We start from the raw sequence: 24,730 nt of genomic DNA on the forward strand, positions 1-24,730 counted from the left end.
TGGATCTGCGGCTCCGCCGCGCGGGCGCGACGCGGCCGCTGATCCGTGCCCCTTCAGGGGCGCGGGGAACTGCGCGACCAGCCACGACGCACCTGCACGGAACCGGTCCCCTCTTGCCCCGCAGGGTTTAGGTGAAGGGGCGGGGCTGGGGACCCTTTGGCCCGGCGGGCCGGGGCTGAACTGGTCCCGTGCCGGGAGGCGGACCCGGGCCCCGGCGTCGCGGGCGTCCGGCGTTGGAGGTGCGGGCGGGGGCCGGTGCCGGGGCGGGCCCGGATCGGGCGTACCGCCCCCTTGCCCGCCCGTTCCGCCCCCGGGGGGCGGCCCCGCCGCCCAAGGGGACGAGGGAGGTGGAAAGGGGCGCCGCCCGAGGGGGCGGGGGCGGACGGGGGGCCGCCCGAGGGGGCAGGGGCGGAAGCGGAGGGCGGCCCCGACGGGGCAGCGAGGTTAGGGGGCCGTGGAGGAGCGGTGGGCGCGGATGAGGTCTGCGTACCGGTGGCCACTGGCCTTGACCGTGCGCTGCTGGGTCTCGTAGTCGACGTGAATCAGCCCGAACCGCTTGTCGTACCCGTACGCCCACTCGAAGTTGTCCAGCAGGGACCACGCGTAATACCCGGCCAACGGAGCCCCCTTGCGCACGGCCCGCGCACACGCAGCCACATGTTCCTCCAGGTAGCGAATGCGTTCCGGGTCGTCGACGGTGCCCTCGGCCGTCACCGTGTCGGGGAAGGCCGAGCCGTTCTCGGTGACGTACAGCTCGCGCACCCCGTAGTCGTCGGTGAGCCGCATCAGCAGCGTCTCCAGCCCGCCCGCGTCGATCTGCCAGTCCATGCCGGAGCGCGGCACGCCCGGCAGCCTGATCTCGCGGGCGTGGATCGGCCCGGCGGGGTCGTCCTCGACCGTGACGGGGAAGTAGTAGTTGACCCCGTGCCAGTCCAGCGGCGTGGCGATGATCTCCGCATCCCCCTCCCGCTCGGGGAGTTCGACCCCGTACAGCTCGCGCATGTCGGTGGGGAAGCCGCGCCCGTACACCGGGTCGAGGAACCAGCGGTTGATGTGTCCGTCCATCCGGCGGGCCGCCGCCAGGTCCTCGGGGCGGGTGCTCGCGGGCTCGACGGGGGAGTGGTTGGTAACCAGGCCGATCCGCGCGCCGGGCACGGCCGCCCGTACCGCCTGGGCGGTGAGTCCGTGACCGAGCAGCAGGTGGTACGAGGCGCGGACGGCGGCCGTGAGGTCGGTGAGCCCGGGGGCCATCACGCCGTCCAGGTGCCCGATCCACGCCGAGCACAGCGGCTCGTTGAGGGTGGCCCACTGGGTGACGCGGTCGCCGAGCCTTCCGGCCACCACACTCGCGTACGAGGCGAGGTGCTCGGCGGTCTCGCGGACGGTCCAGCCGCCGCGCTCCTGGAGGATCTGCGGCAGGTCCCAGTGGTACAGGGTGACGGACGGCTTGATTCCGGCGTCGAGCAGGCCGTCGATGAGCCGGTCGTAGAAGTCGAGCCCCTTCTCGTTTACGGGGCCGTCGCCGCCGGGCACCACGCGCGGCCAGGCCACCGACAACCGGTAGGTGTCGACGCCGAGTTGCTTCATCAGGGCGATGTCCTCCTGCCACCGGTGGTAGTGGTCGCAGGCCACGTCGCCGGTGTCGCCGCCTGCGACCTTGCCGGGCGTGCGGGAGAAGGTGTCCCAGATGGAGGGGGAGCGGCCGTCCTCGGCGACGGCTCCCTCGATCTGGTAGGCGGCGGTGGCGGTTCCCCAGGCGAAGCCCGGGGGGAAGGCGGCGAGGTCGATGGATTCGGGCACGGGTGGTAAACCTCTCGGGGTTCGGTGGGCGCACGTCACTGACGTACCGTCAACAAAGAATGTGCAAGGACGAGTTACTTGACCGCACCGGCCGTGAGGCCCGCGACCAGATAGCGCTGGAGGAGCAGGAAGCCGGCCACCACGGGGATGCTCACCACGAGGGAGGCGGCCATGACCTGGTTCCAGTACACGTCGTTCTGGGTGGCGTACCCCTGGAGCCCGACCGCGAGGGTGCGGGTGGTGTCGTTGGTCATCACCGAGGCGAAGAGCACCTCGCCCCAGGCCGTCATGAAGGCGTACACCGCCACCGCCACGATGCCCGGCAGCGCGGCCGGCACGATCACGCGGAACAGTGCGCCGACCGGCCCGCAGCCGTCGACCTTCGCCGCCTCGTCCAGGTCCCGGGGCACCGAGTCGAAGTACCCGATGAGCATCCAGATCGAGAACGGCAGCGAGAAGGTCAGGTAGGTGATGATCAGGCCGATGCGGGAGCCGAAGAGGGCGATCCCGGTGGCGTTGCCGATGTTGACGTAGATGAGGAACAGCGGCAGCAGGAAGAGGATGCCGGGGAACATCTGGGTGGAGAGCACCGTCACGGTGAAGGCGCGCTTGCCGCGGAAGTTGTAGCGGCTGACCGCGTACGCGGCGAAGACCGCGATGACCACCGAGCAGCCCGTCGCCGCACCCGCCACGATCAGCGAGTTGACGAAGTAGTCGGCGAGCGGGACGGTCTTCCAGATGTCGAGGTAGGGGCGGACGGTGATCGAGGAGGGGAGCCACTGGAACTTCCCCGTCACGTCGGCCAGCGGCTTCAGCGAGCTGGAGACCATCACGAACACCGGCAGCAGCACGAAGCCGGTGAGCAGGGTCAGGAAGACCCGGCGGGTCCACAGGAACGAGGGCGGGGCCGCCATCGGGGAGCGCGTTGTGGGTCCAGGCATGTCAGGCCTTCCTTCCTCGGGAGCCTCGCGAGGTGAACGCCAGGTAGACACCGGTCACGACCAGCAGGAACAGCAACAGGAGGACCGACATGGCCGAGCCGGTGCCGAAGTTCCAGGTCTGGAACGAGGACTGGTAGATGTGCAGCGAGATCAGGTCGGCCGACTCGGGCGCGGCCTTGCCGAACAGCACGAACGGCGTGTTGAAGTCGTTGAAGGTCCACAGGAACAGGACCAGCACGAGGACCTGGTTGACCGGGGCCAGCGAGGGCATCGTGATCTTCCGGATCTGCTGCCAGATCCCGGCCCCGTCCAGCGCGGCGGCCTCGTACAGGTCGCGCGGGATGTTCTGGAGCCCGGCCATCAGCATCAGGAAGGCGAACGGCCAGCCCTTCCACACCGACACGACGAGCAGGGTGACGAAGGCGTTGTCGCCGATCAGCCAGAACGAGCTGCCGTCGGTGATGCCCAGATCGCTGAGCACGCCGTTGACCAGGCCGTTGTCCCGCTGGAACATGAACGCCCAGGTGATGACGGCCGCGTACACGGGCAGTGCGTACGGCACCAGGAAGATCGTGCGGAGCAGTCCGCGCCCCCGGAAGTTCTCCTGGAGGAAGATCGCGGCCGTCACGCCCAGCAGCCAGCACAGGCCGACCGACAGGACGGTGAACAGGCAGGTGGTGACGAAGGAGGCGAGCAGTGCCTTGCCGACGGGGGCGTTGAAGTCGATCGAGACGCTGTAGTTGTCGAGCCCGGCCCAGGGGGCGGAGCCCCAGTTCCGTATGTAGAACTGTGTGAGCTCCTTGAAGCTCACGACGATGCCGATCACCATCGGCACCAGGTGCACCAGCAGTTCCAGCAGGAGAGCGGGGAGCAGGAGCAGGTACGGCAGTCCGATCTGGCGGAGCCGCCCGAAGCGCGGCGCACGAGGCGCCGGCGCTCCGGGACCGCTCTTGTCCTTGCGGACCGCCCGCCGGCCTGCTTCGGGGGCAGCGGTGGTGGTCATGAAGGTTCCGTACTCACTTCTTCGGCATCTGCTGCTGGGCCTTGTCGAGCTTGGCCTTCACCGAGGCCTCGGTCACGGGACGCCCGGCCGCGGCCTCCGCGAACAGCTCCTTGACGGCGGTGCCGACGACCGTCTCGAACTGGGACTCCTCCGGCACCTGCGGCAGGGCCGCCGCACTGGTGGCCAGGGTCTGGCGCAGCGGGGCGGTGGCCGGGCCGTTGAACGCGGGGTCCTCCTGCGCGGCCTTCACCGGCGGGATGGACCCGTACGCCTTGTTGAGGATCTTCTGCTCCTCGTCGCTGCCCATGAACTTCACGAACTTCAGGGCGCCGTCGGTGTTCTTGGTGTTCTTGAAGACGGCCATGTTGATGCCCGCGACCATGGAGTTGACGTTCTTGCCCGTGCCCGGGGTGCCGGACTGGACGGGGGCCGGGACCACGCCGTACGCGTCGTCGGCCATGCCCTGGGCCTTGAAGGTGGCGGCGGCGGTCTGCCACAGCACCATGCCGGTCTTGTCCTTGGTGAAGTCGCTCAGCGACTGGTTCTGCGCGTACTCGGCGTTGCCCGGGGCGACGATCTTGTCGGCGGCCATCAGGTCGACGTACTGCTTGACGGCCTTGACCGCGCCCTCGGAGGTGAAGTCGGCCTTGCCGTCGGGGGTGAAGAAGTCGGCGCCGTGCTGCTTTCCGAGGACGAAGATCTGGTGGATGTTGTTGGAGAGGTTGGAGCCCTCCACACCGATGCCGTTCTTGCCCTTGGCCTTCAGCTTCTCGCCTGCTTCGACCAATTCGGCCCAGGTGGTGGGCGGTTGGGCGATGCCCGCCTCCTTGAACAGCTTCTTGTTGTAGTAGAGCGCGTACGCCATCGAGTACAGCGGCACCGCGGCCGGCGGCTTGCCCTCGACTCCGGTGGAGCCGAGCGCGGAGTCGACGTAGCGGTCCTTGCCGCCGATCTTCTGGAAGGCGGCGTCGTCCCAGTCGAGCAGGGCGCCGCTGGCCTGGAGCGAGGCGGACCAGGTGTTGCCGATGTTCAGGACGTCCGGGCCCTGGCCCGAAGTCGTCGCGGTCAGGATGCGGTTGAGCAGGTCGGCCCAGGGCACGACCTCCAGCTTGACCTTGATGCCGGTCTGCTTCTCGAACTTGTCGAGCTCGGGCTGGAGGACCTTCTTGTCGACCTCGATGCTCGCGCCCTGGTTGGAGGCCCAGTACGTAAGGGTCTTGGGCTGCTCGTTGGACCCGCCGCCGGTCGAACCCCCGCCGCAGGCGGTTGCGGACAGGGCGAGCGAGAGCGTGAGGGCACCAACGACTGCGGCTCTGATTCTGGGCATGGCTCCAGGGCCTTTCGAAGAGGCTGAAGTCGCCTGCGGGGAAGGGGTGTTGAACGTTCCGCGTTCACCTTCTGAAGCCCCACACGGCTTAATTTATGGTGTGAGTTAAACCTCAAGGGAAAGTCGCGTCAAGGGCTGTGACGGAGGTATGTTGCGGTCAGGTTTCGAAGACATGGGGGAGAGACGATGGCGAGTGGCGGACGCACGGTGCGTGACCTGCGGCGGGCGAACCGGACCGCGGTTCTGCAACGGTTGTATTTCGACGGCCCGATGAGCCGGTTCTCGCTCGGCCCCGCCACGGGCCTGAGTTCGGGCTCCGTCAGCAATGTGGTGGCCGAACTGGTCGCCGACGGCCTGGTCGAGGAGGCCGGCAGCGTGGACTCCGCGGGCGGCCGCCCGCGCATCCTGCTGCGCATCGCACCCGGCAGCGGCTACCTGATCGGTGTCGACGTCGGCGAGACCCGCGTCCGGATCGAGCTCTTCGACCTCGCCCTGTCCGAACTCGCCCGCGTGGAGCGGCGGTTGGAGGCGAACGGCCCGCGCCGCACCGACCGTTACGACGTGAACGTGGTCGTCGCCCACCTCCGCGACGGCATCAACGAGGTCCTCGCCCGCGCCGCCATCGCCCCCGAACTCCTCCTGGGCGTCGGCATCGGCGTCCCCGGCATCGTCGCGCACACCCCCGAGGACGGTGCGGTCGTGCACGGCCAGACCGTCGGCTGGGACGCCGTACCGCTGGAGAAGTTGCTCCGCGAGACGGTCCAACTCCCCGACTCCGTCCCGTACTTCATCGACAACGGGGCCAAGACCCTCGGCCAGGCCGAGATGTGGTTCGGCGCCGGGCGCGGCGCGCGGGACGCGGTCGTGGTGCTCTTCGGCTCGGGCGTCGGCGCCTGCGTGGTCACCGACGAGGTCAGTCCCGGGCGCGGCCTGGAGTGGGGCCATCTGACGGTACGGGTCAAGGGCCGCCGGTGCCGGTGCGGGGCGCTGGGCTGTCTGGAGGCGTACGCGGGGGCCGAAGCGCTCCTGGACCGCTGGGCGGAGGCGGGCGGGCGGCCCCCGGCCGGGGCCTCCGAGGAGACCGCGCTGACCGCGATGCTGGCCGCGGCCTATCCGCCGCCGGGCGAGGACACCACGCCCGACGCCACGGCGCTGGCCGTCCTGGAGGAGACCGCGGAGTATTTGGGCGCCGGTTTCTCCGACCTGATCAACCTCTTCCAGCCCGAACGCATCCTCGTCGGCGGCTGGGCGGGCCTGCAGCTCGGTGCGCGCTTCCTGGACCTGGTGCGGGCCCACGCCACCTCGTACGCCCTCAGCTACCCGGCGAGCCTGGTCACCGTCAGCCTCGGCACGCTGGGTCCCGACGCGGTGACCGTCGGCGCGGCGATCCTGCCGCTGGCCGACTTCTTCGCCCGGGGCGGCCACCCGGCCCCCGTCGAACCGGAGGAGACCGCCCCGGCCTGGCACCGCACGCTGCGGGAGCGCACCGCCACCTGAGCGTTCCCGGAGTGCCGGGCGCGGCCGGGCCCCTTACATTGCGGGCATGGCTACCGAGCGCTTCACGATCTACCTGGTGCCCGAGCACGTCGAGGGCACCCACGCCACCGTGCAGGAGACCGCCGTCCGCGCGGAGGTGGTCGAACCCACCGGCGAGCAGGGCGCGTCCGGCTACCCGCGCTATGCGGGCGGCGGCCTCGTCGCGGACATCGACGCCGCGACACCGGCGGTCGAGGCACTGCTGGTCGACGGCGCGGAGCTGGACTACGGGCTGCGGGCGGTCATCCTGCCGTAGCCCCCGTGTGACGCGCGGGCGCCCCGGACACCGGTCGTGGACCGGGGCCGGGGCGCCGTACTCGTACTCGTCCGATTGCTCGTCCTCGTACGAGATCGGATGGAGCCGTACGGATCAGACGCGCACCGCATCGCGCTCGCGGGCCGCGCCGTCCTCGCCCTCGTCGCTTCCGGCGGGCTTCGCGTCCAGGCTCGCGCCCTCGATGTCGAGGTCGGGCAGGGCCTTCTGGAGCGGGCGCGGCAGCCACCACGCGGCGCGGCCGAGCAGCGTCATGATCGCGGGGACCAGCGTCATCCGTACGACGAACGCGTCCACGACGACGCCCACCGCCAGCGCGAACCCGATCGACTTGATGATCGGGTCGTCCAGCAGCACGAACCCGCCGAACACCGCCGTCATGATCAGCGCGGCCGCGGTCACCACCCGGGCGTTGTGGCCGACGCCGCCCACCACGGCCTCGCGCGCGGGTGCGCCGTGCACGAAGTCCTCGCGCATCCGGGAGACGAGGAAGACCTCGTAGTCCATGGCCAGGCCGAAGAGGATGCCGATGAGCAGGATCGGCAGGAAGCTGACCAGCGGTCCCGGGGTGTCGATGCCGAGCAGGTCCGCGAGGTGGCCCTGCTGGAAGATGGCGACCGTGATGCCGAAGGTCGCGCCGACGGTCAGCAGGAAGCCCAGCGCCGCCTTCAGCGGTACCAGCACCGAGCGGAACACCAGCATCAGCAGCAGTACCGACAGGCCCACGACGAGCCCGAGGTAGATCGGCATCGCGTCCGACAGCTTCTCGGAGACGTCGATGCCGAGCGCGGTGACGCCGGTCAGTGCGATGTCCACGCCCTTGACCTGCTCGACGCGGTCGCGGATGGCGTGCACCGCGTTCTCGGTGGCCTCGTCGGTGGGACCGGCCTTCGGGATGACGGGGATCAGGGCGGTGGTGCCGTCCTTGTTGAACTGCGGCTGCGCGACGGCCAGGACGCCCTTGGTGTCCTTGATGATCCCCGCGGCCTGCGCGGTCGCGGTCTTCGTCTGCGCCGGGTCGTCGGAGGTGACGACCGCGAGCAGCCGGCCGTTGAAGCCGGGGCCGAAGCCCTCGCTGGTCAGGTCGTACGCCTTGCGGGCGGGGGAGTCCACGGCGGCCGTGCCCGCGTCGGGCAGGGCGAGGCGCATGTCCTGGACGGGGAGGGCGAGCGCGCCGAGGCCCGCGATGCCGACGACCAGCAGCGGGATGCGCAGCTTGGCGACCAGCCGCCCCCAGCGGAAGCCGAACGCCTCCTTCTTCTCGACGGCCGGCTGACCCTTGCGCTGACGGCGCGGCAGCACCTTCTCGCCCGCGAAGCCGAGCGCGGCGGGCAGCAGGGTGAGCGCGACGAGCACGGCGACCAGGACGGTTCCGGCGGCGGCCAGGCCCATGACGCTCAGGAACGGAATCCCGACGACGGACAGCCCCACGAGTGCGATCACCACGGTGGCACCCGCGAAGACGACGGCGGAACCGGCAGTTCCGGTGGCCCGGCCGACGGCCTCCTCGCCGTCCAGGCCCTCGGCGAGGTACTGGCGGTAGCGGGAGGTGATGAAGAGGGAGTAGTCGATGCCGACGGCCAGGCCCAGCATCAGCGCCAGGATGGGCGCGGTGCTGGTGAGTTCGACGGTGCTGCTCAGCGCGAAGAGCCCGGCCATGCCCGCGCCGACGCCGATCAGCGCGTTCAGCAGGGTCATTCCGGCGGCGACCAGCGAGCCGAAGGTGACCACGAGGACCACCGCCGCGACCGCGACGCCGATCGCCTCGGTCGAGCCGACCTCGACCTTGGCGGTCATGACCTCGCCGCCGTGTTCGACGGTCAGCCCCTTCGCGCCGCTCCCGGCCTTCTCGAAGGCGGTGCGCTCGGCGTCGGTGACGTCCTCGGCGCCCTTGTCGAACTGCACCTGGACCAGGGCGTACCGCAGGTCGGGGGTGAGCGCCTTGGTCTGGAACGGGTCCATCGCGCCCAGCACGCCGGGTACGTCCTTGGCCTCGGCCACGATCGGGGCGACCCGTGCCGGGGTCAGCTTCTCGCCCTCGGGGGCGGCCACCACGATGGTGCCCGTGGTCCCGCTGGCCTCCGGGAACTCCTCCTTGAGGGAGGTCAGAGCACGCTGCGACTCGGTGCCGGGCATGGTGAACTTGTCGGTCGTCGGCCCCTGGAAGAGCAGGGCCAACGTACCGAGCAGGGCGAGCAGGACCAGCCAGCCGGCGGCTATGCGCCCCCGGCGGCGAAAGGAGAACCGGCCGAGCCGGTAGAGCAGGGATGCCATGCGGAGGGTGTGTCTCCTGGTTCGGTACGGGGGGCGGTCTTCGGTACGGAGGGGGTACGGGGGCTTACCCGGCGCGGTGGTCCAGCGTCCGCAGGGCACCGGCGATCAGTTCGTCGCGCAGGACCTCGTCGGGGACGTCGACCTCGCCGGCGCAGGTGACGAAGACCGCCCCCAGCACCATGTGCGCGCCGACGATGCGTCCGGGGTCCCGCGAGCCGCCGCTCATGGCGACGACGAGGCGCTCGCCCATGGCCGGGATGTCGCCCAGAGCCGGGTTGCAGATCATCGTGGGGGTGGCCTCGAAGAGGATCTTGACCTCGCGCCGGTAGCGCAGGGCGAGTTCCACGTATCCGGTGACGGCCGCCGCGACCCGTTCCTCCGGGGGCAGGGCGTCGAGCCGTGCGTCGAGGGCGGCCAGGCCCTCGCCCGCCGGGGTCAGCAGCTCGGTGAGGATCGCTTCCTTGGTGCTGAAGTGGTAGATCAGCGACGCCTTCGAGCAGCCCGCGTCGGCGGCGATGGCGTGCAGGGAGGTGCCGCCGAACCCGTTCGCGGCGAACAGGTGCAGGGCGGACCGAAGAATTTCTCCGCGCATCGCGGACGCAGGGCGTGCCATGCCTGCAACCGTAACTGTCCGATCGGTCAGAACTGACCGATCGGACAGGGGGATCGGTGTGAAGTGCGTCATCGTGAGGGACGGGAGAAACGGGGTACGGAGGGCGTCTTCGCCTATGGCCCGCCCGCCGGCAGTCGCCCAACGCCCGAGTGCCTCCATTTGGAGTGCTGTTCAAAAAGAGCACCCTCACGCTCGGCCCGACGGCAGATAAGTGCACGTCAATGCTTCCCTCCCTAGCGCCTTGTGTTTAGAGTGGCGTTCTAAATGAAGCCCGGAGGAGTGACGGCGTGCGACTGACCCCCACCGAACGAGACCGACTGCTGCTCTTCGGAGCCGCCGAGCTGGCCCGGGCTCGCCGGGCGCGCGGGCTGCGGCTCAACGTGCCCGAGGCGACCGCCCTCATCGCCGACACCGTCTGCGAGGCGGCCCGCGACGGGCGGCGGCTCGCGGAGGCGATCGAGGCGGCCCGCAGCGTGCTCGGGCCGGACGACGTCCTGCCCGGGGTGGCCGACGTGGTCACCGAGGTCCATGTCGAGGCGGTCTTCGACGACGGTTCGCGGCTCGCCGTGGTGAGCGACCCCTTCGGCGGCGGCTCGCTCGGCGCCGACGCACCGGGCGCGCTCCTGCCGGGGCCCGGTTACGAGGACCCGGCCGCGACCGTACGCATCACCGTGCGCAACACCGCCGACGTGCCGGTGTCGGTCACCTCGCACTTCCACTTCTTCGAGGCCAACCCCCGCCTGGACTTCCCGCGCGCCGCCGCGTACGGCATGCACCTGGCTGTCCCCGCGGGCTCCTCCTTCCGCTTCGGCCCCGGCGAGAGCGCCGAGGTGGGCCTGGTGCCGATCGGCGGCGCCCGCGTGGCGATCGGCTTCGCGGGCCTCGTGGACGGCCCCCTCGACGCACCGGGCGCGAAGGGGGAGGCGCTGCGGAGGGCGGCGGCGTGCGGGTACCTCGGGACGACGGACCCGGGAGCGGGGGACCCGGGGGTGGCGGAGTGACGCGCGTCAGGCCCGGGGCGGCGGAGTGACCCGCGTCGCGACCTCGGCCGCCGGCCGGCCCGGAACCGTAACCCCTTCCCCCACCGAACACCCGACTCCCCGTCCGACGGAGGCGACACGATGACCGCTGGCATCACCCCCTACGAGTACGCCGCCGTGCACGGCCCCCGCGCCGGGGACCGGGTCAGGCTCGGGGACTCCGGGCTCGTCGTACGGGTGGAGTCCGACGCGCAGTTGCCCGGGGACGAGTTCCTCGCCGGGTTCGGCAAGACCGCGCGGGACGGGCTGCACCTCAAGGCCGCCGCCGTGCGCGACACCTGTGACGTGGTGATCAGCAATGTGCTGCTGATCGACGCCGTGCAGGGCATCCGCAAGGTGTCCATCGGGATCAGGGAAGGGCGGATCTCCGGTGTCGGGCGGGCCGGGAACCCCGACACCCTGGACGGGGTCGACGTGGTGGTCGGCACTGGGACGACCATCGTCTCCGGCGAAGGGCTCATCGCCACCGCCGGAGCCGTCGACACCCACGTCCACCTGCTGTCGCCCCGGATCATGGAGGCCTCGCTCGCGAGCGGCGTCACCACGATCATCGGGCAGGAGTTCGGCCCGGTGTGGGGCGTCGGCGTCAACTCGCCCTGGGCCCTGAAGCACGCCTTCAGCGCCTTCGACGCCTGGCCGGTCAACATCGGCTTCCTCGCCCGGGGTTCGTCCTCGCACGGCGCGCCGCTCGTCGAAGCGCTCGCCGAGGGCGGGGCCTCCGGCTTCAAGGTGCACGAGGACATGGGCGCGCACACCCGCGCCCTGGACACCGCCCTGCGCGTCGCCGACGAGCACGACGTCCAAGTCGCCCTGCACAGCGACGGGTTGAACGAGTGCCTGTCCGTCGAGGACACCCTCAAGGTCCTCGAAGGCCGTACGATCCACGCCTTCCACATCGAGGGCTGCGGCGGCGGACACGTACCCAACGTGCTGAAGATGGCCGGTGTGCCGAACGTCATCGGCTCCTCCACCAACCCCACCCTCCCCTTCGGCCGCGACGCCGTCGCCGAGCACTACGGGATGATCGTCTCCGTACACGACCTGAAGACGGACCTGCCCGGCGACGCCGCCATGGCCCGCGACCGCATCCGCGCCGGGACGATGGGCGCCGAGGACGTCCTGCACGACCTCGGGGCCATCGGCATCACCTCCTCCGACGCCCAGGGCATGGGCCGCGCGGGCGAGACCATACGCCGTACCTTCCAGCTCGCGGGGAAGATGAAGGCCGAACGCGGCGCCGAGGGCGACGACGACAACGCCCGCGTCCTGCGCTACATGGCCAAGCTCACCATCAACCCCGCCATCGCCCACGGCCTCGCCCACGAGGTCGGTTCGGTGGAGGTCGGCAAGATGGCCGACATCGTGCTGTGGCGGCCCAACTCCTTCGGTGCGAAGCCCCAGATGGTGCTGAAGTCGGGCTTCCCGGCGTACGGCGTCACCGGCGACCCGAACGCCGCGACCGACACTTGCGAACCGCTCGTCCTGGGCCCGCTGTTCGGCGCGCACGGAGCCGCACCCGCCGACCTCTCGGTGGCCTTCGTCGCCCAGGCCGCCCTCGACCAGGGCAACGACACCATGCCGACGCGCCGCCGCAGGGTCGCGGTACGGAACACCCGGGGCATCGGCCCCGCCGACCTGCTCCTCAACTCCCGCACCGGATCCGTCGACGTCGACGGCCGCACCGGACTCGTCACCCTCGACGGCGACCCGCTGCGCTCCGAACCCTCGGACTCCGTCTCGCTCAACCGCCTCTACTTCCTCTGACCTCCACCCGCTTGAAGGACGTGACCATGTTCCGCATGCCCGCCGAATGGGCCCCGCACGAGCGCACCTGGATGGCCTGGCCCAGCGCCAACACCACCTTCTCCGACCCCGCCGAACTCGCCGCCTCCCGCGAGGCCTGGGCCGCCGTGGCCCGCGCGGTGCGCCGCTTCGAGCCCGTCACGATGGTGGTGGCCCCGGGGGAGTCCGACAGCGCCGCAGCCCTTCTCGGCCCGGACGTCGACCTGGTCGAGCAGGACCTCGACGACGCCTGGATGCGCGACATCGGCCCGACCTTCGTCACCGACGACGAGACGGGCCGACTGGCCGCCGTGGACTGGGTGTTCAACGGCTGGGGCGCCCAGGACTGGGCCTCCTGGGAGCACGACTCCAAGATCGCCGCGTACGTCGCCGACCTGGCCTCGGTCCCCACCCACTCCTCCCGCCTCGTCAACGAGGGCGGCGGCATCCACGTCGACGGCGAAGGCACCGTACTCCTCACGGAGACCGTCCAGTTGGGCCCCGAGCGCAACCCCGACTGGACCCGCGAGCAGGTCGAGGCCGAGATCCACGCCAAGCTCGGCACCACCAAGGCGATCTGGCTGCCCCGCGGCCTCACCGGCGACTACCCGCCCCACGGCTACGGCACCCTCGGCCATGTCGACATCGTCGCCGCGTTCGCCGCGCCCGGCGTGGTCCTGGTCCACTCGCAGCCCGACCCCGTCCACCCCGACCACGAGCTGTGCAAGAACATCGCCGCACGGCTCCGCACGGAGACCGACGCCAAGGCGCGCCCCCTGGAGGTCATCGAGGTCCCGGCCCCGGCGGGCGTCAAGGACGAGGAGGGCCACTGGCTCGACCACTCGTACATCAACCACTACCTCTGCAACGGCGGCGTCGTCCTCTGCGCCTTCGACGACCCCCGCGACGAGGAGGCGGCGGCGATCTTCCGACGCCTCTTCCCCGACCGCGAGGTCGTCCTCGTCGACGCCCGTACGATCTTCGCGGGCGGCGGCGGCATCCACTGCATCACGCAGCAGCAGCCCGCTTCGTAGGGCTCAACTCGTTCTGCAACGGCCCGACTTGCAGGCCGACGACCGTCCCCTGCTGACCGGTCGAGCCGTCCGGCGGCGCCAGGACGATCCTGGTGCCGCCGGACGTGGAGCCCTTCCCGGCAGTGGAGGTCCGTACGAGGACGTTGCGGTCGCGGGTGTTCAGCCTGTAGTTGTACGCGCCGTGCGGGGCCTTGCACTGCGGCGCACCGGCGACCGGTTGTGCGCCGGTCGTCGACAGCACCCCGTTCCGGTAGGAGAGGAGAGCGGCCTCCCACCGGCACGAGCGGTTGCCCGGACCCAGTTCACCGGTCACGGCGACGGAACCGAGGCCCCCGTCGGTGAAGGTGATCGGCAGTCCGTCCCGAGCCGATCGCCCCATAGGTGTTGTCCGGTTCGCTCGACAGATGCATGCTGTCCGGCTCGCCGCACGATCGTGCCGGTCCCGAGCCGACCTCGCTCAGCGCGAACTCGGAGACCTTCAGCCTCGTCGCGCTCTCGTACGTCGCGACCGCGCTGCCCCGGCAGAGGGCGTCACCCGTGGCCGTCATGACATCGACCCGGTACGTGGGAGCCCAGCTCTCGGGTACGTCCAGGCGGAGCACGAACAGCGGCACGTTCTTCGAGTGCTCCGTCACCCACGACCCCGAGAAGTTGGCATTCGATCCGGTAGGGGCCGTGCGGGCCTTCCACAGGCTGTCGATCCCGAACCAGAAGCCGAAACCTGCTGCTGCCAGTGCGGCGAAGCCCAGCAGGGTGGTGGCGATGCGCCTGCGTGGGCGGCGCGTCGGCGTGGGCCTGTGGACGACGGCCACCCGTACGGCGGGCGGGGCCACGCGTACCTCGTCCACGGTGGGCGGTGAGGAGTGGAGTACGGCGCCCGCCTCCGACTCCTGGGCCCAGCTCGCGGAAGTCGCCGAAGGCGCGGGAGTCGTCGGAGGTGCGGAAGGTGCCGAAGGTGCGGATACGCGGACGGCGCTTACCTCCGGCCGCGGTGCCGGCCGGATCTCCTCGCGCGTGGCCGTGGCGGGGACCGGCTGTGCGGCGAACCTGTCCACCCGTGCCAGCAGGGAGGGGGGAAGCCACGCGCCCGCCGGTGCGATCCTCGTCCGCTCGGCGATCTGTGTCGTGCTCGGCCGTGCGGCCGGGTCCTTCGCCAGGCAGTCCGCGACCAGGTCGGCCACCGATTCCGGAATCCCGGTGAGGTCCGGTTCCTCGTAGGCGATGCGGAAGAGCAGCGCGTGGATGCCGGAATCCCCGTCTCCGAACGGGGTCCGGCCGGTCGCCGCGTACGCCAGTACCGAGCCCAGCGAGAAGACGTCGGCCGCCGTGGAGATGTCTTGGCCGCGTACCTGTTCCGGCGACATGTACCGGGGGGGAGCCGGGCCTCGCACCGGTCGAGGAGAGGGTGTCGGAGTCGGTCCCTTCCAAGGCGCGGGCGATGCCGAAGTCGATGATCCGGGGTCCCGACGCGGTGAGCAGCACGTTCGACGGCTTGAGGTCGCGGTGAATGATTCCCACGTCGTGGATCGCGGTGAGGGCCAGAGCCATCCGATGGGCGAGCACATGGACCGACGCCGAGGGCAAAGGCCCGAAGTCACTGTCCACCACGGCCTGGAGGGTGGGACCCGCGACGTAGGCGGTGGCGATCCACGGCGGACTCCCGGCCGTGTCCGCGTCGAGGACCGGTGCCGTTCATACGTTGCCTACCCGTCGGGCGGCGCGCACCTCACGGTCGAACCTGGCCCGGAACGTGGGGTGTTCGTCGATGTCGGTCCTGATCGTCTTCACAGCGGCCAGACCGTCTGCCGTCGCGTCCGTCGCGTCGCGGTGCCGCCCCAGGTAGACCCGCCCCATGCCCCCGGCTCCCAGCCGGCCGAGCAGCCGGTAGGGGCCGAGGTGGGACTGGTCCTCGCCAGTCAGTGGTCGCATGGTGTGGAATCCTCGCACGCCAGTTCGCTACCTGTACCGGGTTGGGCGGTTGCCGACGTACGGCGAGGCCACCAGCTCGGCGGTGCGCGATTCCAGGACGCCCGCGACGACCCGGGCCTCTCGGAGTCGGGACCACCTGCGCCACCTCATCGGGTAGAACGTACGAGTGAAGAACGACCCTGCCGTCCGACCCGACACCTCCACTCCCGACACCCCCGCCCCGCGCCGCCGCCGGGCCGCGCCGCCGCGTGAGACCGTGCTTGCCGCCGCCATGGCCGCCATCGCCGACGACGGACTGGACCGGCTGACGATGGCCGGGCTCGGGCGGGAGGTCGGCATGAGCAGCGGCCACCTCCTCTACTACTTCCGCTCCAAGGACGAGCTGCTGCTGCGCACCCTGGAGTGGAGCGAGGAGCAGCTCGGTGTGGAGCGCCGCCAGGCGCTGGCCCGGCAGGTTCCCGTACGGGAACGGCTCGACGCCTTCGTGCGGCTGTACGTTCCCCGGGCGCCCCGCGACCCCCACTGGACGCTGTGGCTGGAGCTGTGGAACCGGGCGCGCTCCCTCGACGACGAGGCCCGGGGCCGCCTTCTGGACATCGAGCTGTCCTGGCACCGAGACCTGGTGGCCCTCCTGGTCGAGGGCGCGTCCCGGGGCGAGCTGCGCGCGGTGGACGCGGAACGCATCGCCACCCGGATCCGGGCGCTTCTGGACGGTTTCAGTACGCATGTGGCGATGGGCCTGCCCGGTTCGGACCGGGCGCAGGTCCTCGCCCATGTCGGCGACTTCTTCGACGAGACGCTGAGCGTGCCGAGCGGGTGAGTCGCGGGTGAGCCATGTGTGAGCCGCGGGTGAGCCCCCCCTCGGGACCCCGCAGGTCAGGACCGCTTCGTCGGCACGTAGTCGAACTTCGGCGTGAGCCGGATGATCTGGGTCCCGAGCGACGGGGCCTCGCTCTTCGTCGTCCTGGACAGCAGCGCGGAGAACTGCGGGGTGAGGTAGAACGGCACCGCGTGCAGCGTGAAGCCGGTGAAGGTGGGGCGGCCGGCCAGCAGCACGTCGTGGACCGTCGTGTACGCGACCTGGTAGTTGTCGGAGACCTTCTTGCCGTTGATCTCCAGCCCGGTGGACCAGCCCGGGGGCACCAGCGTGATGAACGTCGGGTCGAGCTTGATCGTCGACTTCGTCCGCGGGTGGTACAGCGTGATGCCGCCCGGATAGAAGATCCGCGCCTTCGTGTTGAACTCCAGGTGGTCGCCCTCGGTCGCGCCGATCGGCGTGCGGAAGCCGTTCTTGGTGACCTTGAACGGCGCCTGCGCGGTGACCTTGATGCCCTCCTCCTCCATCCAGTCCCGCATCTCCGGGCCCCACTCCGCCTCGGCGCTGCCCCACGGCGAGATGTAGAGCCCCTGCACGCCGACGGGCGGCGGGGGAGGCGTCGGGTCCGCCGACTGGGCGTTCGCGGCGGACGGTACGGCGGTCAGCGCGAGCGCCGCGAGCAGCGCGGCGGTCAGTGACCGACGGGCCTTCGTGGAGGTGCGGGCAGTCGTGGACGTACCGGCGTTCATGGACGTACGGGATTTCATGACACTCCTGGATGCCTCGGGACGGAGGCGGTTTTCGGCGACTGGGGGACCGGGCGCTCTCGGCGACCCTGCGACGGGGCGCGCCGCAGGGCGCTCTGCCGCGCCCGCACCGTCGACACTTCCCCGCACAACACGACGCGCCGCAATGCCCACCCGAACGGCCGGTCCGCCGCATCCGAACGGCCCGCCCCGCTGGGCCATGCGGTGCGAGTCGGCGACCCGAGTGGTGCACCCGTCGCGCGTACGGGGAGAGGACCTTGCAACCTGCACGGCAGGAGACCGCCGCCGGTTCCCGTCCCCGGATCCGGCGTCGACCTCACCGACCCGTGCGTCCCCCGCGTCCTCCCCGCGTCCCCAGGAGCCCCCGTGAAGCCGTCCCCCGCCCTTCCCCGCGTCCGCAGAAGACCCCGCACCCTGCTGGGCGGCGCCCTCGCGAGCTCCGTCCTGATCGGCGCCGCGCTCGGTGGCCCGCTGCTCGGCACCGGCACCGCGGGAGGGCACGTCGACAGCCCCACGGACATGGTCAACTCGGACACCGACCTCGCCGACCTCTACGCGTTCACCAGCCCGGAGGCCCCGGACACGGTCACCCTGGCCGTCACCGTCCGCCCGGCGCAGCTCCCCGGCAACGCCGCGCTCAACTACCCCTTCACCACCCGTTCCCGGTACGAGATCCACGTGGACTCCCGGGGCACGGGCCGGCCCGACACCACGTACCGCTGGACCTTCCGCAACGAGGACAAGCGCCCCTTCAAGGTGGGCCCGATCGCCTTCGCCCCGGTGCGGTCGCTGAACGACCCGGCCCTGATGTTCCGTCAGCTGTACACGCTGGAGCGGGTACGCAACGGCAAGGCCGAGGTCCTGGTCGAGGACGGCATCGCCGCACCCTCCCACGCGGGGGCCTTCCTGATGCCCGACTACGGTGCGCTGCGCAAGCAGGCCGTACGTCAACTCCCCGGCAACATCAAGACGTTGGCCACGCAGTCGGCCGACCCCTTCCGCGCCGACATCCGCGTCTTCGGCCTGTTCCTGGCCGGTACGGTCGGCCCGGTCCCCGGCTACCTGCCCGACCTCAACCCGCTCAGCGCCACCAACGTCAGCACCCTCCTCGTCCAGGTCCCCAAGCGCGACCTCGCCCTGCGCGGCGACCCCCAGCGCAATCCGGTGATCGGCGTCTGGTCCACCGTCTCCCGCGAGGGCGTCGACCTGAGCCGCGACCTGCGCACCCAGGGCCCGTCCTACCGGCAGGTCGCCCGCTCCGGCATGCCGCACGTGAACTTCACCATTTACGGCAGCACGGGCATCCTCGCCAGGCCCGGCGGTGCCGAGGACCGGGCCCAGGCGCGCCCGGCCGCCGACGACCACAAGGCCGAGGACGCCCTCAAGGACGCCCTCCACCCGGTCCCGCCCGCCCGCATCGGACGCCTGAACAACCTGCCGGTGCCCGCGGGACCGCGCGAGGACATCCGCGCGCTGCTCTACAGCGGCATCGGCAAGGACAACGGCTCGAAGTTCGGCTTCGACCTCAACACGCACGCCCGCAACGCCGACGCGGACCCCGACGCCATCCGCCCCGCCGAGGAGATGCGCCTGAACATGTCGACACCGTTGACCGCGAACCCCAAGGCGGGCGGCGTCATCGACGGCGACCGGCAGGGCTTCCCCAACGGCCGCCGCATCAACGACCACATCGACCCGCCGCTGCTGCGGATGCTGATGGGCGAACCCGCCGCGAAGCCCGTGATCCCCGCCCTCCTGCCGCCGCCGATCGCCAAGCTCCAGCCCGCCCCCGCGCAGAACACCTTCCCGTACGTCAATCTGCCGCACGCCGGACTGTGAGGCGTCCCGTCCGAGCCGCCCTGGGCGCAAGCGCGTCGACCCTCGTCGTACTCGCCTGCGCCACAGGCCTGCTGGCACTGGGCCCCACGGAATCCCCCGCACTGCCGGACCATGCGCCGACGGCATCCCTCGCCCACTCCCAACGAGCGCTGAAATCCATCGAGTTGGCCCGTTCCACCCTCGACGAGAGCCACCTCGCCACCGCCGAGCGCGCGCTCGCCCGCTCCCTGGCACTCCAGCCCCGGGACAACTACACCGCCGTCGTCGGCTCCGGCATGCTCGCCGGAGCCCGCCACGACTTCGCCGCCTCCCGCGCCCACGCGCTGAAGGCCACCGCGATGGCCCCCGACCGGGCCCCCGGCTACGCGGTCCTGGCCGACGCCGAGACGCAGCTCGGTCACCGGGCCGCCGCGACCGCCGCCGTGCAGCGGCTGCTCGACCTGGCCCCCACCTCGTCCGCGTACGCCCGCGCCGCCCAGGAACTGGAGTCCCAGGGCCGCACGGACGAGGCAAGGGCCGCCCTGGAACGAGCCTCCGAGATCGCCCTGAACCCGGCCGACGCCTCGTTCGCCGCACTCCGCCTCGGTGACCTAGACCTGGAGACCGGCCACCCCGACCGGGCGGTCCGCCACTACGACCGGTCCCTCGCGGTCGCCCCCGGCAACGCGTACGCCGTGGCGGGCAAGGCCCGCGCCAAGGCGGCACTCGGCCGCACGCAGGAGGCCCTGCGCCTCTACCGCAAGGTCACCGAACGCACGCCCGCACCCCGCTTCCTCTACGAACTCGGCTCCTTGCAGAAGAAGTTGGGCCAGGACCCCCGTACCGCCTTCGCCGCGCTCGACGCCCAGTCCCGGCTCGCCCTCGCCCAGGGCGGAGCCGTCGACCCGTGCCTCGGCCTCTACCAGGCCAACCACCGGGACCCGCACCTGGGAGTGCGTCTGCTGCGCGCCGAATGGCAGCGCAGGCAGCACTCCTCGGTCGCGGACGCGCTGAGCTGGGCGCTGCACCGGGCCGGACGCAGCGAAGAGGCACTGGAGTACGCACGCAGGGCGACAGCTGGCGGCCGACGCAGCGCCGACGCCCTCCAGCACCTCGGCGCGATCGAGACCTCCCTCCAACTGCCCTCTGCTGCACACCACTTGAGGCAGTCCCGCACCCTCAACCCCTACCTCGCCCCGGAGGAATCCGCACGATGAGGCGCTTCACGCCCCTGCTGTCCGTCGTGGCGGCAGCCGCGCTCTGTACGATCACGGGCCCGGCCGCCGCTGCGGGCACGGGGGTCGAGGCTGCCGCGCCGGCCCACCCTCTCGGCAACTTCACCGTCAACCGGTACGACAGGCTCCGCCTGCTGCCGGACCGTATCGAGGACACGGCGGTGACCGACAGCGCGGAGATCCCGACGGCACAGGACCGGGCCGCCGCCGACACCGACCACGACGGCCGGATCAGCCCGGCAGAGTCGCAGGCCCGGGCCCGCACCCGATGCGCCGAAGTGGCGCGGGACGTACGGGCGTCGGTGAACGGCAACCCCGTCGCGTGGCATCTCACGCGGCAGTCGCTCGCCTACTCGCCCGGCGAGGCGGGCCTGCCCGTCGCCCGGCTGACCTGCGAACTGAGCGCACCGGCCGACCTCTCCCGCACCGGCACCCCCGTCACCTTCCGCACCGGGGCCGACCCGCAGCGGCTCGGCTGGAAGGAGGTCACGGCGGAGGCCGACGGCGAAGTGCGGCTCACCGCGTCCGACGTGCCCGCGCAGAGCGTCTCGGGAGCACTGCGCAGCTACCCGCAGGACCGGCTGGACAATCCGCTGAACGTGACCGCCGCCGCACTGCGCACGACCCCCGGAACGAGCCCCGCCGCCGCCCAACAGGCCGCCCCCGCCGCCCCGGCGACCACATCGCCCGCCTTCCTCGGCGCACTGGAGAGCAGGCTCACCGCCTGGACCGGGTCCCGCGACCTCACCCTGCCGGTGGGGCTGTTCGCGGTGCTCGTCTCCCTGCTGCTCGGCGCGGGCCACGCACTGCTGCCGGGCCACGCGAAACTTGCGGTCGCAGCCTGCCTGGCCCACCGCAAGGACGGTGTACGCGCGGCCCTCGCGGTGGGCACCACCGTCACGGTGACGCACACGGCGGGAGTGCTCGTCCTGGGCCTGCTGCTGACGGCCTCCGCCGGGCTGGCGGGGGAGCGGGTGCTGGGCTGGCTGGGGGCGGTGGGCGGCGTACTGATCACGGTGATCGGCGGCCAGTTGGTGCTCGCGGCGATCCGGGCCCTGCGGGGCAGACCGACGCACACGCACGGTCACAGCCACGGCCACCACCATGGGCATGATCACGACCACACCCACACCCACACCCACACCCACTCGCACTCGCACTCGATGAGCCGTTCCTCGCTCCTGGGCATCGGTCTCGCCGGAGGACTGGTCCCGAGTCCTTCGGCGCTGGTCGTGCTGCTGGGTGCGATCGCCCTCGGACGTACGTACTTCGGCGTCCTGCTGGTCATCGGCTACGGCCTGGGCATGGCCCTCACCCTCACTGCGGCCGGAATGCTGCTGGCGGGCGGCGGGAACCGGCTCGCTTCCGCGTCCGCCCGCCGCCTGCCGTCACTGCGTCGCTTCGCACCGTACGGATCGCTGGCGACCTCGCTCGCGATGCTGACGGTCGGCGCGGGTCTCACGGCCCGCAGCCTGCTCGTGTGGTGAAGTCCCGCAGGACCGGCGCCCACATCGGAAGCCGGTACTTCTCCCCAACTTCCGCCCACCATACCCTGGTTGACGCGACCCCCGACGTGCTTCGATGCACCTCTGTGACGGACGCGGCATCAGGGAGACGAGTTGCACATGAACCGACGCGGGTTCCTCAAGGGCGCGGCAGCTCTCTCCGCCGCCGGATTTCTCGCCCAGGCGGGTACGGGGACGGCGTGGGCCGGTGAGGTACAGCCCCTCGGCACGCAGGACTGGATGGCCGGACTCGACTCCGCCCGGCCGCTGCGCACCCTGACCGTTCCCGGCACGCACGACTCGGGCGCGCGGTACGGCGGCCTGTGGGTGGAGTGCCAGAACACCACGATCGCCCAGCAGCTGACCTCCGGAATCCGTTTCCTGGACATACGCTGTCGGGCCTTCGAAGGCTCCTACTCGATCCACCACGGCGCCTTCTACCAGCACCTCAACTTCGACGACGTGCTCACCGCCTGCCGCGACTTCCTCGCCGCGCACCCCTCGGAGACCGTCCTGATGCGGGTGAAGCAGGAGTATTCGGAGGTCTCCGACGGGGAGTTCGGAGCCCTCTTCACGGACTACCTCGACCGCCGGGGCTGGCGCTCCCTCTTCCTGATCGCCGACGCGCTGCCCACGCTGGGCGAGGCGCGCGGCCGAGTCGTCCTGCTGGCGAACAACGGCGGCCTGCCGGGCGGCATCCGCTGGGGCGACACGTCCGTCTTCGACATCCAGGACGACTACCAGGCGGAGCCCTTCGCCAAGTACCCGAAGATCGAGGCCCAGTTCAGGAAGGCCGCCGCCCAGCCCGGCAAGCAGTACCTCAACTTCGTCAGTACGGCTGCGGGCCTCCCACCCCGCTGGAACGCCGACCGCCTCAACCCCAAGGTGCACGCCCTGCTGAACCGCCCGGAGGCGGAGGGGTGGCGCGGCCTGGGCATCGTCCCGCTGGACTTCTCCGGGACGAGGCAGGGCCTGGTGGAAACCCTGATCCAGCACAACTGACCCGCGCCCGTCAGGGGGGCGAGGCCGAAGGGGGTGGCCTCGCCCCAAGGGGAGGCCGTCCCGAGCGGGACCCGTGGCCAAAGCGTCGTCTATGCTTCATGGCGGTCGCGGGGCAGCGACCCCCGCCGAGTCAGCCCCCGAGCGACCCCGGCACGGTGAACGACCACAGCAGGACCCTGGGGAAGAGAGCGGCCGGCCGGCCCGCGTCCCCGCGGTGTGGGGTGCCCAGCCCACCCGACCGCGTACGCACAGACCCCCGGGGAGAAGCGAGGAATGGCAGTGATCTGCGTCGGTGGCATGATCGGGATCGGCAAGACGAGCGTCGCCGAGCTGATCGCCAAGGAACTGGGCAGCGACGTCTTCTACGAGAGCGTCGACGACAACCCCATCCTCCCGCTCTTCTACACGGCGAGCCCCGAGGAGATCCAGGCCAAGCGCTACCCCTTCCTCCTCCAGCTCTACTTCCTCCAGACCCGGTTCGCCGCGATCAAGGAGGCGTACAAGACGGGCGACAGCGTCCTGGACCGCTCCATCTACGAGGACTGGTACTTCGCCAAGGTCAACCACGACCTGGGCCGGATCACCGCCCTCGAAATGCAGGTCTACGAGGGCCTGCTGGACGAGATGATGCGCGAGATCGACGGCCTGCCCTACCGCAAGGCCCCCGACCTCATGGTCTACCTCAAGGCCGACTTCGAGACCGTGCTGCACCGCATCGGCCTGCGCGGCCGCGACTTCGAGCAGGACGAGAGCCTCGTCGAGTACTACCGCACCCTGTGGTCCGGCTACGACGACTGGGTGCACAAGCACTACTCGGCCAGCGAGGTCCTCGTCGTGGACATGACCTGCACCGACGTGGTGAACAACCCGGCGGACGCCGCCCGCGTCGCCCGCGAGGTCAAGGAAGCCCTGGCCGTCGCCAAGCTCCGGGCAGCCGCCTGACCCGTCAGACCGGGTGGCGTCCCGGCCCGTCCGCCTGCGACAGCAGCGGCGTCGGTGACAGCGTCGTCGGTTCCTCGCCGGACTCCAGCAGCGTGTCGGCGGCTCCGATGATCCGGGGGTCGGCCGGGCCGATCGCCTCCTCGTCCTTGGCGGTGTAGTCGCAGCGCAGCAGCAGGTGCCGTATCGCCTCGATCCGGCCCCGCCGCTTGTCGTTGTTCTTCACCACCGTCCACGGCGCGTGCTCGGTGTCGGTGGTGCGGAACATGTCGACCTTTGCCGCCGTGTACGCGTCCCACAGGTCCAGCGACTCCAGATCCGTGGGGGAGAGCTTCCACTGCCGTACGGGATCGACCTGCCGGATCGCGAACCGGGTGCGCTGTTCGCCCTGCGACACCGAGAACCAGAACTTCACCAGCACGAACCCGTCGTCGACCAGCATCCGCTCGAAGACCGGCGCCTGCGCGTAGAAGTGCTGGTACTCGTCGGGTGTGCAGAAGCCCATGACCCGTTCGACCCCGGCCCGGTTGTACCAGGACCGGTCGAAGAAGACGATCTCCCCGGCGGCGGGCAGCTGCGTGATGTACCGCTGGAAGTACCACTGCCCGCGCTCGCGGTCGGTGGGCTTGTCCAGCGCCACGACGCGCGCCCCGCGAGGATTCAGGCGCTCGGTGAAGCGCTTGATGGTGCCGCCCTTGCCCGCCGCGTCCCGCCCCTCGCACACCACCACGACCCGCTGCCCGGTCTCGCGCACCCACTTCTGGAGTTTCAGCAGCTCGATCTGGAGGATGCGCTTGTTCCGCTCGTAGGCCGCGCGTCCCAGCTTCTTGTCGTACGGGTAGTTCTCCCGCCAGGTCCGCAGGGGCCGGCCGTCCTCGTCCAGCAGCACGGGCTGCTCGGGCCGCTGTTCGTCGACCTGGAGCCCGGCCAGCAGTTCCGCGGCGGCGGACGACATGGTCACGCTCCGCGACCGGGCGGTGGGCTGCTCGTCCGGGACTGCCACGGGGGCTCCTCGTCGGGTCGGTGCGAAGGGGGGTGTTCCCCTCGCAGTACCCGGGAAGCCCGGACGTACCCCCGGCGACCCGCACCGGATC

Annotated in this window: 22 protein-coding genes and 1 pseudogene; 11 read left to right on the plus strand and 12 right to left on the minus strand. The window is 71.1% G+C overall.

The genetic code is table 11. The features are described from left to right. Window positions 1-444: 444 nt before the first annotated feature. The 4 genes from IE269_RS22550 to IE269_RS22565 form a co-directional block, all read right to left on the minus strand. Window positions 445-1,800, minus strand: coding sequence for a GH1 family beta-glucosidase (locus IE269_RS22550; protein WP_189824894.1), 1,356 nt, complete (start codon window positions 1,798-1,800; stop codon window positions 445-447). Window positions 1,801-1,874: 74 nt separating this feature from the next. Next, window positions 1,875-2,741, minus strand: a complete 867-nt coding sequence (locus IE269_RS22555; protein WP_189824895.1) for a carbohydrate ABC transporter permease — start codon at window positions 2,739-2,741, stop codon at window positions 1,875-1,877. Window position 2,742: 1 nt separating this feature from the next. After that, the gene (locus IE269_RS22560; RefSeq protein WP_189824896.1) at window positions 2,743-3,744 is read right to left on the minus strand and encodes a carbohydrate ABC transporter permease; all 1,002 of its coding nucleotides are present in this window, start codon (window positions 3,742-3,744) and stop codon (window positions 2,743-2,745) included. A 13-nt stretch (window positions 3,745-3,757) separates the two neighbouring features. Beyond that, window positions 3,758-5,071, minus strand: a complete 1,314-nt coding sequence (locus tag IE269_RS22565; protein ID WP_189824897.1) for an ABC transporter substrate-binding protein — start codon at window positions 5,069-5,071, stop codon at window positions 3,758-3,760. Window positions 5,072-5,257: 186 nt separating this feature from the next. Between IE269_RS22565 and IE269_RS22570 the strand changes: the two genes are divergently transcribed. Then, window positions 5,258-6,568 carry an ROK family transcriptional regulator gene (locus IE269_RS22570; RefSeq protein WP_189824898.1) on the plus strand — a complete coding sequence of 437 codons (1,311 nt, stop codon included), beginning with the start codon at window positions 5,258-5,260 and terminating at the stop codon, window positions 6,566-6,568. Between the two features lie 46 nt (window positions 6,569-6,614). Then, window positions 6,615-6,863: a hypothetical protein gene (locus tag IE269_RS22575; protein WP_189824899.1), complete on the plus strand. Its 249-nt coding sequence runs from the start codon at window positions 6,615-6,617 to the stop codon at window positions 6,861-6,863. A gap of 114 nt (window positions 6,864-6,977) precedes the next feature. On the opposite strand, the gene IE269_RS22580 is transcribed toward IE269_RS22575, so the two are convergent. Together IE269_RS22580 and IE269_RS22585 are read right to left on the minus strand one after the other, a co-directional pair. Further along, the gene (locus IE269_RS22580) at window positions 6,978-9,155 is read right to left on the minus strand and encodes an MMPL family transporter (RefSeq protein ID WP_189824900.1); all 2,178 of its coding nucleotides are present in this window, start codon (window positions 9,153-9,155) and stop codon (window positions 6,978-6,980) included. 64 nt (window positions 9,156-9,219) lie between these two features. Beyond that, window positions 9,220-9,768 (minus strand): TetR/AcrR family transcriptional regulator, encoded by a 549-nt coding sequence (locus tag IE269_RS22585; RefSeq protein WP_189824901.1) that lies wholly within the window; start codon window positions 9,766-9,768, stop codon window positions 9,220-9,222. A 287-nt stretch (window positions 9,769-10,055) separates the two neighbouring features. Here IE269_RS22585 and ureA point away from each other — a divergent pair, with 287 nt between their 5' ends. From ureA to IE269_RS22600, 3 genes are all read left to right on the plus strand, one after another. Beyond that, complete coding sequence (gene ureA / locus IE269_RS22590) at window positions 10,056-10,769, plus strand: urease subunit gamma (protein WP_189824902.1); 714 nt, start codon at window positions 10,056-10,058, stop codon at window positions 10,767-10,769. Window positions 10,770-10,889: 120 nt separating this feature from the next. Further along, window positions 10,890-12,572 carry an urease subunit alpha gene (locus IE269_RS22595; protein WP_189824903.1) on the plus strand — a complete coding sequence of 561 codons (1,683 nt, stop codon included), beginning with the start codon at window positions 10,890-10,892 and terminating at the stop codon, window positions 12,570-12,572. Window positions 12,573-12,598: 26 nt separating this feature from the next. Next, window positions 12,599-13,624: an agmatine deiminase family protein gene (locus tag IE269_RS22600; protein WP_189824904.1), complete on the plus strand. Its 1,026-nt coding sequence runs from the start codon at window positions 12,599-12,601 to the stop codon at window positions 13,622-13,624. Here IE269_RS22600 and IE269_RS22605 read toward each other — a convergent pair. From IE269_RS22605 to IE269_RS43280, 4 genes and pseudogenes are all read right to left on the minus strand, one after another. Next, on the minus strand, window positions 13,599-13,937 hold the full coding sequence (locus IE269_RS22605; RefSeq protein ID WP_189824905.1) for a hypothetical protein: 339 nt from the start codon (window positions 13,935-13,937) through the stop codon (window positions 13,599-13,601). The two genes, IE269_RS22600 and IE269_RS22605, sit on opposite strands and share 26 nt — an antisense overlap. Then, on the minus strand, window positions 13,927-14,988 hold the full coding sequence (locus IE269_RS22610; protein WP_308436974.1) for a protein kinase domain-containing protein: 1,062 nt from the start codon (window positions 14,986-14,988) through the stop codon (window positions 13,927-13,929). Before IE269_RS22610 ends, IE269_RS22605 begins: the two co-directional genes overlap by 11 nt. A gap of 43 nt (window positions 14,989-15,031) precedes the next feature. Further along, window positions 15,032-15,277: pseudogene (locus IE269_RS43810) on the minus strand (protein kinase domain-containing protein); the annotation flags it as partial. A 39-nt stretch (window positions 15,278-15,316) separates the two neighbouring features. Further along, window positions 15,317-15,553 carry a protein kinase family protein gene (locus IE269_RS43280; RefSeq protein WP_229898075.1) on the minus strand — a complete coding sequence of 79 codons (237 nt, stop codon included), beginning with the start codon at window positions 15,551-15,553 and terminating at the stop codon, window positions 15,317-15,319. Window positions 15,554-15,719: 166 nt separating this feature from the next. Here IE269_RS43280 and IE269_RS22615 point away from each other — a divergent pair, with 166 nt between their 5' ends. Continuing rightward, entirely contained in the window at window positions 15,720-16,373 is a 654-nt protein-coding gene (locus IE269_RS22615) for a TetR/AcrR family transcriptional regulator (RefSeq protein WP_229898077.1), read from the plus strand. A gap of 56 nt (window positions 16,374-16,429) precedes the next feature. Here the strand turns inward: IE269_RS22615 and IE269_RS22620 are convergent, their stop codons facing one another. After that, window positions 16,430-17,137, minus strand: coding sequence for a hypothetical protein (locus IE269_RS22620; protein ID WP_189824906.1), 708 nt, complete (start codon window positions 17,135-17,137; stop codon window positions 16,430-16,432). Window positions 17,138-17,503: 366 nt separating this feature from the next. On the opposite strand from IE269_RS22620, the gene IE269_RS22625 reads away from it, so the two are divergent. From IE269_RS22625 to IE269_RS22645, 5 genes are all read left to right on the plus strand, one after another. Then, complete coding sequence (locus IE269_RS22625; RefSeq protein WP_189824907.1) at window positions 17,504-18,976, plus strand: DUF4331 domain-containing protein; 1,473 nt, start codon at window positions 17,504-17,506, stop codon at window positions 18,974-18,976. Continuing rightward, on the plus strand, window positions 18,973-20,172 hold the full coding sequence (locus IE269_RS22630) for a tetratricopeptide repeat protein (RefSeq protein ID WP_189824908.1): 1,200 nt from the start codon (window positions 18,973-18,975) through the stop codon (window positions 20,170-20,172). The genes IE269_RS22625 and IE269_RS22630 overlap by 4 nt, the downstream gene beginning before the upstream one ends. Beyond that, window positions 20,169-21,677, plus strand: a complete 1,509-nt coding sequence (locus IE269_RS22635) for a sulfite exporter TauE/SafE family protein (protein ID WP_189824909.1) — start codon at window positions 20,169-20,171, stop codon at window positions 21,675-21,677. Before IE269_RS22630 ends, IE269_RS22635 begins: the two co-directional genes overlap by 4 nt. A 138-nt stretch (window positions 21,678-21,815) precedes the next feature. Further along, window positions 21,816-22,697: a phosphatidylinositol-specific phospholipase C domain-containing protein gene (locus IE269_RS22640; RefSeq protein WP_189824910.1), complete on the plus strand. Its 882-nt coding sequence runs from the start codon at window positions 21,816-21,818 to the stop codon at window positions 22,695-22,697. Between the two features lie 273 nt (window positions 22,698-22,970). Further along, entirely contained in the window at window positions 22,971-23,639 is a 669-nt protein-coding gene (locus IE269_RS22645) for a deoxynucleoside kinase (RefSeq protein ID WP_189824911.1), read from the plus strand. A gap of 4 nt (window positions 23,640-23,643) precedes the next feature. Here the strand turns inward: IE269_RS22645 and ppk2 are convergent, their stop codons facing one another. Further along, the gene (gene ppk2 / locus IE269_RS22650) at window positions 23,644-24,591 is read right to left on the minus strand and encodes a polyphosphate kinase 2 (protein WP_189825065.1); all 948 of its coding nucleotides are present in this window, start codon (window positions 24,589-24,591) and stop codon (window positions 23,644-23,646) included. Between the last annotated feature and the right edge of the window lie 139 nt (window positions 24,592-24,730).

It is taken from the genome of Streptomyces spiroverticillatus (assembly GCA_014650415.1).
Taxonomy (GTDB): domain Bacteria; phylum Actinomycetota; class Actinomycetes; order Streptomycetales; family Streptomycetaceae; genus Streptomyces; species Streptomyces spiroverticillatus.

What these genes read in the sequence shown, in the direction of transcription:
- IE269_RS22565 (WP_189824897.1), bottom strand. Translation starts at nt 5,071, where the DNA reads ATGCCCAGAATCAGAGCCGCAGTCGTTGGTGCCCTCACGCTCTCGCTC.
- IE269_RS22580 (WP_189824900.1), bottom strand. Translation starts at nt 9,155, where the DNA reads ATGGCATCCCTGCTCTACCGGCTCGGCCGGTTCTCCTTTCGCCGCCGG.
- IE269_RS22595 (WP_189824903.1), top strand. Translation starts at nt 10,890, where the DNA reads ATGACCGCTGGCATCACCCCCTACGAGTACGCCGCCGTGCACGGCCCC.
- IE269_RS22620 (WP_189824906.1), bottom strand. Translation starts at nt 17,137, where the DNA reads ATGAAATCCCGTACGTCCATGAACGCCGGTACGTCCACGACTGCCCGC.
- IE269_RS22600 (WP_189824904.1), top strand. Translation starts at nt 12,599, where the DNA reads ATGTTCCGCATGCCCGCCGAATGGGCCCCGCACGAGCGCACCTGGATG.
- ppk2 (WP_189825065.1), bottom strand. Translation starts at nt 24,591, where the DNA reads ATGTCGTCCGCCGCCGCGGAACTGCTGGCCGGGCTCCAGGTCGACGAA.
- IE269_RS22610 (WP_308436974.1), bottom strand. Translation starts at nt 14,988, where the DNA reads ATGTCGCCGGAACAGGTACGCGGCCAAGACATCTCCACGGCGGCCGAC.
- IE269_RS22645 (WP_189824911.1), top strand. Translation starts at nt 22,971, where the DNA reads ATGGCAGTGATCTGCGTCGGTGGCATGATCGGGATCGGCAAGACGAGC.
- IE269_RS43280 (WP_229898075.1), bottom strand. Translation starts at nt 15,553, where the DNA reads ATGCGACCACTGACTGGCGAGGACCAGTCCCACCTCGGCCCCTACCGG.
- IE269_RS22585 (WP_189824901.1), bottom strand. Translation starts at nt 9,768, where the DNA reads ATGGCACGCCCTGCGTCCGCGATGCGCGGAGAAATTCTTCGGTCCGCC.
- IE269_RS22635 (WP_189824909.1), top strand. Translation starts at nt 20,169, where the DNA reads ATGAGGCGCTTCACGCCCCTGCTGTCCGTCGTGGCGGCAGCCGCGCTC.
- IE269_RS22640 (WP_189824910.1), top strand. Translation starts at nt 21,816, where the DNA reads ATGAACCGACGCGGGTTCCTCAAGGGCGCGGCAGCTCTCTCCGCCGCC.
- IE269_RS22575 (WP_189824899.1), top strand. Translation starts at nt 6,615, where the DNA reads ATGGCTACCGAGCGCTTCACGATCTACCTGGTGCCCGAGCACGTCGAG.
- IE269_RS22555 (WP_189824895.1), bottom strand. Translation starts at nt 2,741, where the DNA reads ATGCCTGGACCCACAACGCGCTCCCCGATGGCGGCCCCGCCCTCGTTC.
- IE269_RS22560 (WP_189824896.1), bottom strand. Translation starts at nt 3,744, where the DNA reads ATGACCACCACCGCTGCCCCCGAAGCAGGCCGGCGGGCGGTCCGCAAG.
- IE269_RS22570 (WP_189824898.1), top strand. Translation starts at nt 5,258, where the DNA reads ATGGCGAGTGGCGGACGCACGGTGCGTGACCTGCGGCGGGCGAACCGG.